This is a genomic window from Sulfurimonas sp. HSL3-7, assembly GCF_039645985.1.
Lineage (GTDB): Bacteria > Campylobacterota > Campylobacteria > Campylobacterales > Sulfurimonadaceae > Sulfonitrofixus > Sulfonitrofixus jiaomeiensis.
This window is the reverse complement of sequence record NZ_CP147919.1, coordinates 1,146,520-1,160,518: the sequence shown is the minus strand read 5'-3', so window position 1 is coordinate 1,160,518 and position 13,999 is coordinate 1,146,520. Positions and strand designations below refer to the sequence as shown.

10 protein-coding genes are annotated in these 13,999 nt (G+C 54.2%); 8 read left to right on the top strand and 2 right to left on the bottom strand.

The annotated features are described in order from the left end of the window. Window positions 1-120 precede the first annotated feature (120 nt). The 8 genes from glmU (at window position 121) to WCY20_RS05810 (ending at window position 7,732) form a co-directional block, all read left to right on the top strand. A complete protein-coding gene (gene glmU / locus WCY20_RS05845) occupies window positions 121-1,425 on the top strand; it encodes a bifunctional UDP-N-acetylglucosamine diphosphorylase/glucosamine-1-phosphate N-acetyltransferase GlmU (RefSeq protein ID WP_345977747.1) in 1,305 nt (434 codons plus the stop codon). Continuing rightward, on the top strand, window positions 1,425-2,693 hold the full coding sequence (gene coaBC / locus WCY20_RS05840) for a bifunctional phosphopantothenoylcysteine decarboxylase/phosphopantothenate--cysteine ligase CoaBC (RefSeq protein WP_345977746.1): 1,269 nt from the start codon (window positions 1,425-1,427) through the stop codon (window positions 2,691-2,693). The genes glmU and coaBC overlap by 1 nt, the downstream gene beginning before the upstream one ends. Continuing rightward, window positions 2,690-3,373 carry a di-trans,poly-cis-decaprenylcistransferase gene (locus WCY20_RS05835; RefSeq protein ID WP_345977745.1) on the top strand — a complete coding sequence of 228 codons (684 nt, stop codon included), beginning with the start codon at window positions 2,690-2,692 and terminating at the stop codon, window positions 3,371-3,373. The genes coaBC and WCY20_RS05835 overlap by 4 nt, the downstream gene beginning before the upstream one ends. Continuing rightward, complete coding sequence (locus tag WCY20_RS05830) at window positions 3,373-4,197, top strand: prepilin peptidase (protein ID WP_345977743.1); 825 nt, start codon at window positions 3,373-3,375, stop codon at window positions 4,195-4,197. Before WCY20_RS05835 ends, WCY20_RS05830 begins: the two co-directional genes overlap by 1 nt. After that, complete coding sequence (locus WCY20_RS05825; RefSeq protein ID WP_345977741.1) at window positions 4,190-5,215, top strand: LptF/LptG family permease; 1,026 nt, start codon at window positions 4,190-4,192, stop codon at window positions 5,213-5,215. Before WCY20_RS05830 ends, WCY20_RS05825 begins: the two co-directional genes overlap by 8 nt. Beyond that, complete coding sequence (gene truA, locus WCY20_RS05820) at window positions 5,216-5,941, top strand: tRNA pseudouridine(38-40) synthase TruA (RefSeq protein WP_345977739.1); 726 nt, start codon at window positions 5,216-5,218, stop codon at window positions 5,939-5,941. A gap of 157 nt (window positions 5,942-6,098) precedes the next feature. Next, a complete protein-coding gene (locus WCY20_RS05815; RefSeq protein WP_345977737.1) occupies window positions 6,099-7,064 on the top strand; it encodes a carbon-nitrogen hydrolase family protein in 966 nt (321 codons plus the stop codon). A 194-nt stretch (window positions 7,065-7,258) separates the two neighbouring features. Beyond that, on the top strand, window positions 7,259-7,732 hold the full coding sequence (locus tag WCY20_RS05810) for a peptidylprolyl isomerase (protein ID WP_345977735.1): 474 nt from the start codon (window positions 7,259-7,261) through the stop codon (window positions 7,730-7,732). A gap of 60 nt (window positions 7,733-7,792) precedes the next feature. Here the strand turns inward: WCY20_RS05810 and WCY20_RS05805 are convergent, their stop codons facing one another. Both WCY20_RS05805 and gltB read right to left on the bottom strand, forming a co-directional pair. Further along, window positions 7,793-9,286: a glutamate synthase subunit beta gene (locus WCY20_RS05805; RefSeq protein ID WP_345977734.1), complete on the bottom strand. Its 1,494-nt coding sequence runs from the start codon at window positions 9,284-9,286 to the stop codon at window positions 7,793-7,795. Window positions 9,287-9,298: 12 nt separating this feature from the next. Beyond that, complete coding sequence (gene gltB / locus WCY20_RS05800) at window positions 9,299-13,837, bottom strand: glutamate synthase large subunit (protein WP_345977732.1); 4,539 nt, start codon at window positions 13,835-13,837, stop codon at window positions 9,299-9,301. Between the last annotated feature and the right edge of the window lie 162 nt (window positions 13,838-13,999).

The following is a 13,999-nucleotide window of genomic DNA, read 5'->3' as shown; positions in this document are numbered from 1 at the left end:
AGAAGTTGAATTCACCGACTTCCTTGACAAAAACCGTCTCACCTACCTACGAAAAGCGCACTCTAACCTCAAATCCATCTTCTTACGGTAAAATAGCAATAAAAAATCAAAGAACCTTAGATGAACCAAGAACTTTCAATCGTTATTCTCGCTGCCGGCAAAGGCAGCCGCATGAAATCGCCCAAGGCAAAGGTATTGCACACCATCAGCGGCAAGCCGATGATCTATCACTCCGTTAAAGCCGCATTAGAGCTTACCGATGACGTCATCGTCGTAGTCGCCCATCAGAAAGAGGCCGTGACCGAAGCGATTAGTTCCGAGTTTGACAATATCACCTTCATCGAGCAGGATACCGAGAACTTTCCCGGAACCGGCGGTGCGGTCATGGGGATCGAACCGCGTTATGAGAAGGTGCTGGTGCTTAACGGTGACATGCCGCTGATCACCGCCGATGCCCTGCACGGGTTTGTCGAGAGCAAAAGCAACATCGTGATGTCCATCTTCAACCTTGTCGATCCTTCGGGCTACGGGCGCGTCGTCATCGGCAGACACGGTGTCGAACGCATCGTCGAACAAAAAGACGCCACCCAGGAAGAACTTGCCATCACTTACGTCAATGCGGGCATCTACAGTTTCAAACGCAGTGTCCTTGAGAAGTATGTCCCCCGTCTTTCCAGCGACAATGCGCAGAAAGAGTACTATCTTACCGACGTCATCGCGCTGGCCAAGGCTGATGGGATCAACATCGAACCCCTCGAAGTCGATGAAGAGCACTTCAAAGGGGTCAATTCAAAACTCGACCTTGCCAATGCCGAAGAGATCATGCAGGATCGTATCCGCAACAGATGGATGAACGAGGGGATCATCATGCAACTGCCACATACGATCTATATCGAAGCCGGTGTCGAGTTTGAGGGCGAATGCATCGTCGAGAACGGCGCGCGCATCTGCGGTAACTCCAGGATCGTAAGCTCTCACATCAAGGCACACTCCGTCGTCGAAGACTCAACAATGGTCAACTCCGATATCGGTCCGATGGGCCATCTGCGCCCGCTTTCGCATCTCACCGACACGCATGTCGGCAACTTCGTCGAGGTCAAAAAAGCAACGCTCGACGGGGTGAAGGCAGGCCATTTAAGCTACATCGGCGACGCAGAGGTAGGCCGCGGTACCAACATCGGCGCCGGCGTCATCACCTGTAACTATGACGGCATCAGAAAACATAAGACCGTTATCGGCAAAAATGTTTTTGTCGGTTCCGACACCCAGATCATCGCACCGTGCACCATCGAGGACGATGTAATGGTCGGCGCCGGTACGACCCTGGCAAGCGACCGTGTCAAGAGCGGTGTCCTGGTACTCAGCCGCCCTAAACTCAAAGTGATTGAAAACTTCTTTTACAAATTTTTCGGCAAGGAAAACTAATGCTCATTCCTGAAAATCTTTTAGCGGGCAAAAAGATCCTCCTGGGTGTGACCGGTTCGATCGCCGTCTACAAGTCCCTGGAACTGGTCCGTCTCTTTGTCAAAGCGGGTGCCGATGTCAAAGTGGTCATGAGCGAATCGGCCAAGAAGTTCGTCGCACCGCTGAGTTTTGAAACGCTTTCGCGCAACAAGGTGCTCGATGAAGCGAGCGAATCGTGGGCGGACGACCATAACCACATCAAGACAACGCAGTGGGCGGACCTTTTTGTCATCGCTCCCTGTACCGCCAACACCATTGCCAAACTGGCCAACGCCATCGCCGACAATATGCTGTTGCAGTGCGCCCTTGCCTACCCGGGCATCAAGCTTATTGCCCCCTCTGCCAACACCAACATGTTGCAAAACCCTATCACCCAGGGGTCGCTCAAGATGCTGAAGGTCTCGAACTACGAGGTGGTCGACACCCAGGTCAAAGAACTCGCCTGCCAGACAACCGGAGACGGTGCGATGGCGGAACCGATCGATATCTTCTGGTACAGCGCACGCACACTCCTGCAGGAGAGTTTCTGGAAAGACCGTATGGTCATGGTGACCGGCGGCGGCACGATCGAAAAGATCGATGATGTCCGCTACATCTCCAACTATTCCAGCGGTAAAATGGCCTCGGCGCTTGCAGCCGCCCTCTTTTTGAAAGGGGCCGATGTCAACCTCATTGCTACCCGTTTTGATGAGAACCTTCCTCTCAATATCCACACCATCCACGTTACGTCTTCCGATGAGATGTACGACTACCTTAAAGATTCGATCCGCATCGCCAAAAAAGGGAAGATGAGCAGACCCTCACTCGTCAATGACGAGGCGCTGCGCCTGATCCAGAAAGAGCCCTATCTCTTCATGGCTGCGGCGGTGAGCGACTACATCCCTGCGTTCCCGCAAGAGGGCAAGATGAAGAAGAGACAGATCGGCGAAAGCTGGAATCTTGAGCTCAAACAGAACATCGATCTGCTTGCGACACTTGACAGGAGCGGCGTCCGGACCGTCGCCTTTAAAGCGGAGATGGATGCTGATGACGCTACCAAAAACGCTTCGGAAATGATCGGCACCAAAGAGGTCGACGCCGTCTGTCTGAACCTGCTCAAAGACAGCAGCAGTTTCGGTACAGCTGATAACCAGATCGATTTCATCACGGCTCACGGCATTGAAAGCCTGCCGAAAATGGACAAACTTTCTCTCTCATTGGCTATCCTGGACAAGGCTGCCGCACTATGAGTCTCAACACCCCGCGCCACATCGCGATCATCATGGACGGAAACGGCCGCTGGGCGCAGATGCAGGGAATGAAGCGCGTAAAAGGGCATGAAGCCGGAGCGGAGGTCGTTCGCAATGTCACCAAATATTGTGCCAATCACAAAGAGATAGAGCGTCTTACCCTCTATGCCTTCAGTACCGAAAACTGGAAACGGCCGAAACTTGAGGTCGAATTCCTGATGAAACTGCTTGACCGTTATCTGCAAAAAGAGCTCTCTACCTATATGGAAAACAATATCCGTTTTCAGCCTATCGGCGACCTTTCCGGTTTTTCACGTCCGCTGCTGACGACGATCGAGACGGTTGAGGAGAAGACAAAACACAATAACGGACTTGTGCAAAGTCTTGCGTTGAATTACGGCGCAAAAGATGAACTTGTACGTGCCGTCAATACCCTTGTCAACAACAAGATCAAAGTAACGGAGACGACACTGAACGACGCCCTGGACTGCCCGCAGCAAGTCGACCTTCTCATTCGTACCGGCGGCGATCACCGCCTCTCAAACTACCTGCTTTGGCAGGCTGCTTATGCGGAACTTTTTTTCACAAACACCCTATGGCCCGACTTCTCAACCACTGAGCTCGAAACCGTTATTCAGCAGTTCATGACCATTGAACGCCGCTTTGGAGGATTAAAATAGTGTTAGCACTTGTCACATTCATTTTCGGTGCCGTTATCGGCTCCTTTTTAAACGTCGTCATCTATCGTCTGCCCCGCGGCGAGAGTGTCGCTTTTCCGGCTTCACACTGTCAAAGCTGTCACACCCCGCTCAAGCCATGGCATAACATCCCCGTCTTATCATGGCTCTTTTTACGCGGCAAGTGTGCCTTCTGCGGCGAGAAGATCTCCATACAGTATCCGCTGATCGAGATATTGAGCGGCCTGCTCTTTATGAGCATCTTTTTGAAAAACGACCTCTCGCTTGCCACCTTCGGCATTGCGGCGGCATTTTTAACCCTGCTGACACTCTCGATGATCGACTTTTACTATAAGGCCGTGCCCGACAGCCTCAACCTGCTTGCATTGACCCTGGCGGTCTTCAGCGTCAACGACGTCCAGATGCTGGGCATCAACTTCGTCAACGCCCTGCTGCTTGCCGGCGGTTTCACCCTGTTGCGTTTTTATCTCTCCTACTACCTCTACGCACGGACCAAAGCCTTTGTCAAACCGACAAAAAAAGCCGCCTGGGTACGAAACTACAACCCCATGCCGCTCTATTTCGAGGCGATGGGCGAAGGCGACATCATGGTTGCGGCAACCATGGGCGCGCTTATGGGTGTTCAGCTCTCTCTGGTCGCCGTCTTTCTGTCGGCACTGATCGCGTTGCCTGCCATCTTGCTGACACAGGGCAGAGATGCCGACAGCCACAGACTGCCGTTTGTCCCGTTTCTGGCACTGGCCGCTTACATCGTCTACATGCTTGACGCACCTGTATTAGCTTACTTGAAAGGACTTTATGGATAAGTTGCGCCGGTACATCATATCGAACTTCTCACTCTCGTTTTTTTCGATATTTCTACCTCTGTTTGCCATCGCCTCTGTCATCTTTATGATCAAGCTGGCTGCCTTCACGGCCTATATTCAGCTCAATGCATGGGAGATGTTCAAACTCTATCTCTTTGTCCTGCCGGAGCTCTTTTTCTACACCCTGCCCATCACTTTTTTCGTCGCGGCAGTCCTGGCACTTTTTCGCCTCTCCACTGACAACGAGATGGTCATCCTCTTTACGCTCGGGATCAGACCCAACTATCTACTCAAAGTGCTGATGGTACCGGCACTGATCTTAAGTACGGTACTCTTCTTTGACTTTTTCTATCTTTTTCCGCATGCAAAGACCCTCTCGATCAACTTTGTCAAGCAGAAAAAGAGTGAAGCAAAATTCAACCTCAGTGCCTCGGAGTTCGGACACAATTTTGGATCATGGCTGCTCTACATCGGCGAAGACAACAAGGATAAGACTTTCGGCGATGTCGTCCTCTTTCACAAAGACAAAGAGGAAGAGATCATCATCGGAGCCAAAAAGGCAGAGATCACCAACAACAATGGTCTACTGCGCCTTAAACTCGATGAGGGGATCGGCTACAGTTACGATACCGACACCTTGACACAGATGAAATTCGAGACCCTTTTTATCAACAACATCATGACGACGGATCAGAGAAAGCATCTCTCGGCCTACGACTACTGGTTCCATAACGAACCCAAGCTGCAGAAGATCCATACCAAAAAGCTGATCAGCGATATTCTCTTGTCACTCTTCCCGGTGTTGAGCCTCTTTATGGTTCTGGCCATCGGCGTTGCCCATGTACGCCACCAAAAAGCCTATGTCTATCTCTTTCTGTTCGGATCTATCCTTATCTACTACGGTTTGAGTATCGGCCTGGTCAACACACTCGGATACTACACCATCGCTGTTGTGCTTTTGGGTTGGCTTGGCATAACCTACCCCTACTACCGGCGCAAGATCGTCAAACGGTTCTAAATGCGCGTCAAGATGACCATCGCCTATAACGGCGCCGATTTTTTCGGTTCACAGGTGCAAAAAGAGACCGAGCAGACCGTCAACGGCACCATTGAAAATGCCCTCCGACAGCTCCAGATCGAAGACAAGGTCACCGCTTCGGGACGCACCGACAGAGGCGTGCACGCCACACGGCAGGTGCTCCACTTCGACCTTCCCCCGTTCTGGAACGACCTTGAGAAGCTGGAGAAAAACCTCAGGCGGATGCTCCCCAAAAGCATCGCCATCCGCCGGCTCGAAAAAGCGGACGACAGTTTCCATGCCCGCTACTCCGCCAAAAAACGCAGCTACCGCTATCTCCTCTGCACCCAGACACCCAACCCCTTTCTGGCCGACCTGATCACCTATGTCGACGCACTGGACGAAGCAAAGATCAAAGAGGCGATCAAGCTCTTTGAGGGAGTGCACAACTTTGAGTACTTCAAAAAGAACGGCAGTGACACGACTAACTTTGTCCGCGAAGTCTACAAGACAAGGGTTTACAACCACAAAGGCTGCACCGTCCTCTACTTCGAAGCCAACGGTTTTCTCCGCTCGCAGATCCGCCTGATGGTCGGTTTTCTGCTCGAGATCAGCGCCGGCAGATATACTAAAGAAGATCTGAAAACACAGCTTTCACTTGAGAAGCAGTTCAAACTCAAACCCGCCCCGCACGAAGGGCTCTACCTCTGCAACATCAAGTACTGATACATTCAGTACACATTTTTCTGCCAGTTATCGGGACCTATTACGGTTGATTCATATACTATATTGGATATAACTAGATATAGAGATGTGTATGCATAGACGATAGGAGTCCTGTTCTAGCCGGGAATTCTATTAAAGTCTGTAAAGGAGCAGCAAGATGACAAAAACGATCAAGGTCGGCGCCATACAGATGACCTGCGTACCGGGAAGGGTGGAACAGAACCTGGAACATGCCGAGGCCTTGATACGGCAGGCAGCAGAAAAAGGGGCAGAACTTCTCCTGTTGCCCGAACTGATGCCCGGCGGTTTTATGCTGACAGAAGAGGTATGGGAGACGGCAGAGACCATCAACGGACGTATTGTCCGGTGGCTGCTGGACACGTCCAAACGCTTCGGTCTCTATATCGGCTTTAGTTTTTTAGAAGCAGATGGCGAGGACTTTTATAACAGTTTCATACTTTCAGACCCCAAGGGAAAACTACTCGGCCGCGTACGCAAGAAACCGCCCGCTTCTGTCGAATCCTATTTTTACAAAGCCGGCAATGACCGTCACGTCATTGCAACTGAACTCGGCCGCATCGGCGTGAGCATCTGCTACGAGAACCTCCTCTACGACCATATCTGCTTTCTTCACAGTGAAAATGCCGATCTTCTCCTCTCACCCTTCGCCGCCGGCAGGCCAAATCCCTTCATTCCCGGAGATATCAAACGCTTTGACAGGATGATTACCGGCAGTCGTGCGATCTTGTCCCGGACACTGGGTGTTCCGGTAATAATGGCTAACCAGACAGGCCCTTTGGAAACAGACCTTCCCGACAATCTGCCCTACTTGAAAAGCAGCTTCCCTGGCTTGTCATGCATCGTGGACGCAGACGGCACTGTGAAACAGGAGCTTGGAGATGAAGAAGGTGTAATTGTCGCCGATGTCTCAGTAGGGGGTCACCATACCCGCGCCATGTCTCCTGCGAAATACGGAAAGATGTGGGCAGTACCCGTTCCCTGGTACGCCTTTATCTGGCCATTAAGCCAGAGATGGGGTGAGAAGTCCTATGCCAAGAATCCACGTCGGAAAAAACGGGCCCTAGCGATAAGCGGTGGCACGAAGAACACGTCGTCCAAATAAAACAGATCAACAGAAAACGCCAGCTAAAATGAACATAGAAGGACAGTCCCCCAACTGTTATCGGCATCCTGTTTGCAGGTTTGTCTGTGACGGGAGCAGCGGATGGTTCAGCCCTGTAAGCAGGATGACGCGGTATAATTCCGCCAAAGCATTCGATCTTTTTTCATGCCGATAAAATCATCCAAGGAACATTAATGACCATAACCAAGGACGCGCTCGTCACCCTCAACTATCGTCTTACGAACAGCGAGGGGGAGCTTCTCAACCCCGATCAGGAGCCGTTGATCTACCTTCACGGCGGCCATGGCCATATTTTCAAGAAAGTCGAAGAGGCCCTGGAAGGGAAAAGCGTCGGTGATAGCATTTGTATCACGCTCTCTCCGGCCGAAGCATTCGGGGAGTATGACGAAGAGCTGGTTGTCGAAGAGCCCCTCACCGAGCTTCCCGATGAGCTCTTTGTCGGGATGGAGATCGACGGGTACATGGAAGAGTCTCCCGATGATGTCATCATCTATACGGTCAGAGAGATCCATGATGACCGCGCCCTGCTCGACGGCAACCATCCGATGGCCGGAGAGACGCTCACCTTCGAGGGAACAATTGAAGATATTCAAGAGATAAGTGAAGAGGCGATCCGCGAAATCCTGGAACACCATCACCATCATTGATCAAAACCCTTCCCTGCAAAAAGAGCAGGCGGCTACGATTTTACCGAAGGTCTTTCTCCGTTACAACCGGAAGCGGTACTCGCGCTGGGAGTGGTTTTTGACGTTGAGTGTGCTTGGCCGCTGTGCAAGGTATTCGTCGACCGCGTGGGCGCATTCACGCCCTTCCAGGATGGCCCAGACGACCAGAGACTGTCCCCGTCGCGCGTCGCCCGCGGCGAAAACCCCTTTTTTTGAACTCGCGTAGTTTGCATCCGTCCTGACATTGCCCCGTTCGTCGAGTTCGACATCAAATCCTGCGACGGCCCCATAGGGTTCCGGACCCAGAAAGCCCATTGCCAGCAGGACGAGGTCGGCCTTGAGCACGAAGCCGCTCCCTTCGATCTCTTTGAAGCCGCCCAGGATCCCTGGCGACTTCTCTTCCCACGCTATCTTGACACAATTTATCCCGCAGACGTTTCCCGCTTCGTCTTTGACAAACGATTTAGAGAGGATCCCGAACTCCCGCACGCACCCCTCAGCCTGTGAACTGGAGACACTGAAAAGCCTAGGGTAGGTTGGCCATGGCATCGCCTCTGTTCTCTCGCCGGGCGGTTTGGGCAGCAACTCAATCTGGATAACGGAGGCCGCGTTCTGCCGCACCGACGTGCCGACACAGTCCGACCCTGTGTCCCCGCCGCCAATCACGACAACGTGCTTGCCGGTCGCCAGAACCTCCTTCTCTTTAGGGATCGCCTCACCTTCGATGCGGCGGTTGTTCTGAGCGAGAAACTCCATCGCGAAGTGGACACCTTTCGCGTCGCGGTTTGCTATCGGCAGATCCCTCGGCATCGTCGCACCGACGGCCAGAACAACAGCATCGTGGTTCTCTTCGAGTTCCTTAACCGGGATGTCGACGCCGATATAGGCATTGGTGACAAATGCGATCCCCTCCTCTTTCATCAAATCGATGCGGCGTTGAAGGACTTCTCTCTTCTGCAGTTTAAAATTGGGGATACCGTAACGCAGCAGCCCGCCGATCCGCTCATCGCGTTCATAGACACTGACCCAGTGGCCTGCCTTGTTGAGTTGGGCGGCACAGGCGAGTCCCGACGGTCCGGAACCGATAATGGCGACCTTTTTTCCGCTGCGTTTTTTAGGAGGGATGGGCTGTATCCACCCTTCGCGGTACGCCCGATCGATGATAGAGAACTCGATGTTCTTGATGGTCACGGGGTCATCATTGATCCCCAGGACACAGGCCGTCTCACAGGGTGCGGGGCAGACGCGGCCGGTAAATTCAGGAAAGTTGTTCGTCCCCATCAGCGTCACAAAGGCGTCTTTCCATTCCCCCCGGTAAACCTCGTCGTTGAACTGCGGGATGACATTTCCCAGCGGGCAGCCGCTGAAGCTGTGGCAGAAGGGAATACCGCAATCCATGCAGCGTGCACCCTGCTCTTTCATCTCTGCTTCGGGAAGGGGCGTGATAAACTCCCTGAAATGCGTTATGCGCTTTGCGACAGGCGCATAGGCGAACTCTTTACGTTTGAACTCTCTGAAACCGGTTACTTTTCCCATAGCATAGCTCCTTTATGCGGTGACATCCTGCTCGTCCCTGCGTCTTGGCAGGGCGGCCAGCGCCCGCTTGTAATCGCTCGGCATTACCTTGACGAACCGCGCCTTCGCCTTCTCCCACTCCTGGAGTATCGCCACCCCTTCTGAACTTTGGGTGTACTGCACATGCTTTTCGATCATCGCTCTGACCTCCTCGCACTCCAGCGGATCTTCCAGCGTTTCAAGCTCCACCATGGCAGGGTTGATATGCTCCCTGCGGAATGCTTCATCCTTGTAGATATAGGCGATCCCGCCGCTCATCCCCGCCGCGAAATTTTTGCCGACGGCACCGAGGACGACAACCCTGCCGCCGGTCATGTACTCGCATCCGTGGTCGCCGACAGCGCCGACGACGACCTTTGCACCGGAGTTGCGCACGCAGAAGCGCTCGCCGGCAAGCCCGCAGATGTAGGCTTCGCCGCCCGTCGCCCCGTAAAAGGCAACGTTCCCGACGACGACATTCTCTTGAGCCCTGAAGAGCGAGGCCTTCGGCGGGTAGAGGATCAGCTTGCCGCCGCATAGTCCCTTGCCGAAGTAGTCATTGGCGTCTCCCTCGATCTCGAAGGTGATTCCCCTCGTAAGAAAGGCGCCGAAGCTCTGTCCGGCGCTTCCCTCCGCCTTGAAATAGACGGTATCCTCTCCAAGCCCGGCTGCGCCGTAGCGACGCGTCATCTCAGAAGAGAGCATCGTGCCGACGCTGCGGTGGATATTCCTGATCTCGATCGCCGCCCTGACCGGGACAGCCGCTTCGAGCGCCGGCTTCGAGAGGGCGATAAGCTCATTGTCGAGCGCCTCTTCCGTCCCGTGCTCCTGGGCAGTCGAACAGAAGGGGGTATCGTTCGAACGTACATGCATCCGGTAAAGCAGCCGCTCGAGTTGAAGGTGTTTCGCCTTCCAGTGGTCGACACCGCTTCGTGATGAGAGTTTGTCGACACGTCCGATCATCTCCTCTACGCTCCTGAAACCGAGCTCGGCCATTATTTCACGCAACTCCTGTGCCATAAAGGTGACATAGTTGACGATATGTTCCGGTTTTCCCCGAAAATGCTTTCGTAGCTCCTTATCCTGGGTTGCGATGCCGACCGGACATGTATTGAGATGGCACTTACGCATCATGACGCACCCTTCAACGACCAGTGCACTTGTTCCGATTCCCCACTCTTCGGCGCCGAGGAGTGCAGCAACTGCAGCGTCGCGTCCTGTCCTGATCTGCCCGTCGGTCTGCACGGTGATCCTTGAACGCAGGCCGTTTTTCACGAGGGTCTGATGAGTCTCCGCGACGCCCAGTTCCCAGGGAAGGCCGGCATGCTTGATAGAGGTCTGCGGCGAGGCACCCGTCCCCCCGTCGTACCCTGAAACCAGTACGACATCGGCATGCGCCTTGGCGACGCCCGCAGCGACCGTCCCGACGCCGACCTCGGAGACAAGCTTGACACTGATCCTGGCTGCCGTGTTGGCATTTTTGAGGTCATGGATCAACTGTTTGAGATCTTCAATAGAGTAGATGTCATGGTGCGGCGGCGGCGAGATGAGCCCCACGCCCGGGGTCGAGTGGCGTGTCCTGCCGATAGCCTCGTCGACCTTGTGGCCGGGAAGCTGTCCCCCTTCGCCGGGTTTTGCCCCCTGAGCCATCTTGATCTGGATCTCCCCGGCATGGACGAGGTAGTCCGAAGTGACCCCGAACCTTCCGCTGGCCACCTGCTTGACAGCCGAGTTCATGCTGTCGCCGTTGGCCAGCGGCACGAAACGTCTGGGATCCTCGCCCCCTTCGCCGGTATTGCTCTTGGCGCCGATGCGGTTCATCGCGATCGCCAGGGTCGTATGCGCCTCTTGGGAGATGGAACCGTAGGACATCGCCCCCGTCGCAAATCGCTTGCGAATCGCCTCGACACTCTCGACCTCTTCGATAGGGATCGGCTCTTTTTTGACGAACTCAAGAAGTCCCCGCAACGTGAAGAGTTCTCCATTCTGGTCGTTGATCAGTGCAGCGAACTGCCGGTAGGTCTCATAGCTGTTCGTTCTTGTCGACTGTTGTAATAGGAAGATCGCCTCCGGGCGCAGCAGATGCCTCTCGCCTCCCTCCCTGTAGTAATATGTCCCGCCGGATTCAAGATCGTTGGCCTCCGTCTCCTCTTCCGGGTAGGCATTGCGATGATTTAGCAGTGCCTCCTCCTCGATCGTCTCGAGACCGATGCCGCCAAGCCGCGAAGGGGTACCGCTGAAATAGCGTTCCACCACCGTTTCGCTGAGCCCCAGCGCCTCGAAGATCTGTGCCCCCGTATAGGAGCGGACCGTTGAGATCCCCATCTTGGACATTACCTTGTAGATCCCTTTGGCGACGGCATGGATGTAGTTTTCAACCGCCTTCTCGCCGGATATTCTCTCGTCGATCATCCCGCGCCTGCGCATGTCCTCGATCGTCTCGAAAGCCAGGTAGGGGTTGATGGCGTTGGCCCCGTAGCCGATCAGCGTCGCGAAGTGGTGGATCTCTCTCGCCTCCCCCGTCTCCACGACGATCCCGCATTCGGTCCTTACCCCCTGGCGGATCAGATGATGGTGCAGCGCGCTCGTCGCCAGAAGGGAGGGAACCGGGGCCTGTTTTTTGTCCGTACCGCGGCAGGAGAGAATAAGGACGCTACAGCCGGATTTGACCGCTTCCAGCCCCTCCGTTTCAATGCGGTCCAGTGCCGTTTCAAGAGAGCCCCTCTTTCCAGCATCGAAAAGAATACTAATCGTTTTTGCCCGGAAACCAAGACGGTCCACGCCCCGCAGCTTCTCCAGCTGGACGTTTGTCAGAATCGGCTGCGGCAACTCGATGAACTTTCTGTTCTCACCGCTCTGGTCGAAGAGGTTGCCCTGCTGACCGATAAGCGAGCGCAGCGACATCACGCTCTCCTCGCGGATAGGATCGATCGGCGGGTTCGTCACCTGGGCAAAGAGCTGGTGAAAATAGTTGAAAAGATTGACGGAGCGGTTCGAGAGGACACTGAGCGAAGCGTCGTTTCCCATCGAACCCGTTGCCTCGTAGGCTTCGTTCGCCATCGGCGTCAGGATGATCTTGAGATCCTCCTGGGTATACCCATAGCACTTCTGTCGCTGCAAAATCGTTTCGTGGTCAGGCTGTCTCACCTCACGGTTGAGCGCCAGCGCGTCGAGTTCGATCCTTTTCTCTTCGACCCATTTTTCATAGGGATGTTCCGAGGCGATCTGCGCTTTGATCTCTACGTCAGGTACGATCCGCCCCGCTTCAAGGTCGGCAAGGAACATCCGTCCCGGCTGCAACCGCCCTTTTAGAAGAATCTCTTCGGGCGGGAATGCCAGTGCCCCCTGCTCCGATGCCATCACCAGAATGTTGTCCGTGCTCAGGCAGTAGCGCGACGGCCTCAGACCGTTACGGTCAAGTGTCGCCCCGATGACCCTGCCGTCAGTGAACGCTATCGAGGCGGGACCGTCCCAAGGCTCCATGAAGGTCGCGTGATAGGCATAAAAGGCTTTACGCTGCGCATCCATCTCGCTGTCTTTTTCCCAGGCTTCGGGGATCAGCATCATCAGCGCATGCGGCAGTGAACGTCCCGCCAGGGTGAGCAGCTCGACGGCGTTGTCGAGGATGGAGGAGTCAGAACCGCTGATATCATTGATCATGAAGGGGTAGATCTTTTCCAGCTCCTCTTTTGTAAAGAGCTCTGAGGCGAGCATCGACTCCCTCGCCCGCATCCAGTTGACATTACCGCGCAGCGTGTTGATCTCGCCGTTATGGGCGAGATATCGGAACGGCTGCGCCAGTGCCCAGGAAGGAAACGTGTTCGTTGAAAAGCGGCTGTGAACCAGAGCGAGAGCCGATTCAAAATCCGGGTCATCAAGATCCCCGAAGTACCCATTCAACTGTTCGGTGACCAACTGTCCTTTATAGACAACGGTCTTATAAGAGAGCGAAGGCATATAGTAGTTTTGCGTGCCGGCAACGACGGAGTCGCCAATGAGCGACTGAGCATGTTTTCGCACGACATAAAGCTTGCGCTCAAACGCATCGGCGTCAAGCCCCTCCGCCCTTTTGACAAAGACCTGATGCACATAAGGCTCGACCGCGCTGACGCTCTCCCCCAGACTGGTATTGTCGGTCGGAACTCTCCGCCACCCCAGACACTCCAGGCCGACATCGCGGATGCACTGCTCCACGATCGTCTCGCATTCGATGTAGGCTTCGGGATCTCTGGGAAGAAAGACGACGCCGACACCGTAGCTGCCAAAACCTGGCAGATCGATACCGAGCTCTTTGGCAACTTTACGGAAAAAACGGTCAGGCATTTGCGTCAAAATCCCCGCACCGTCACCGGAATTTCTTTCCGCTCCGACCGCGCCGCGGTGTCTAAGGTTGAGCAGCAGCTCCATCCCTTTTTGCACGATGTCGTGCGATTTTTCGCCTTTTAAATGAGCGACAAAACCGACGCCGCAACCGTCATGTTCGAACCGTGGATCATAAAGACCCTCACTGGAAGGCAAATATTTTGGTAACATGTACATCTCTGTTTCTGTGTCCGGGCGGACAGAACACGCCGGACGCATGCGATATAGTAGAGAAGACCTCAAAAAACTCGGATCCGTCTTTACCCCGGATCTTCAGAGCTCTCCTGTTTGCAATATAGTAACGAAATTATCACTGTTCTTCAAAAGAAAAAC

Excerpts from the sequence above, each read along its gene's own strand:
- glmU (WP_345977747.1), top strand. The coding sequence starts at position 121 with ATGAACCAAGAACTTTCAATCGTTATTCTCGCTGCCGGCAAAGGCAGC.
- coaBC (WP_345977746.1), top strand. The coding sequence starts at position 1,425 with ATGCTCATTCCTGAAAATCTTTTAGCGGGCAAAAAGATCCTCCTGGGT.
- WCY20_RS05835 (WP_345977745.1), top strand. The coding sequence starts at position 2,690 with ATGAGTCTCAACACCCCGCGCCACATCGCGATCATCATGGACGGAAAC.
- WCY20_RS05825 (WP_345977741.1), top strand. The coding sequence starts at position 4,190 with ATGGATAAGTTGCGCCGGTACATCATATCGAACTTCTCACTCTCGTTT.
- truA (WP_345977739.1), top strand. The coding sequence starts at position 5,216 with ATGCGCGTCAAGATGACCATCGCCTATAACGGCGCCGATTTTTTCGGT.
- WCY20_RS05815 (WP_345977737.1), top strand. The coding sequence starts at position 6,099 with ATGACAAAAACGATCAAGGTCGGCGCCATACAGATGACCTGCGTACCG.
- WCY20_RS05810 (WP_345977735.1), top strand. The coding sequence starts at position 7,259 with ATGACCATAACCAAGGACGCGCTCGTCACCCTCAACTATCGTCTTACG.
- WCY20_RS05805 (WP_345977734.1), bottom strand. The coding sequence starts at position 9,286 with ATGGGAAAAGTAACCGGTTTCAGAGAGTTCAAACGTAAAGAGTTCGCC.
- gltB (WP_345977732.1), bottom strand. The coding sequence starts at position 13,837 with ATGTTACCAAAATATTTGCCTTCCAGTGAGGGTCTTTATGATCCACGG.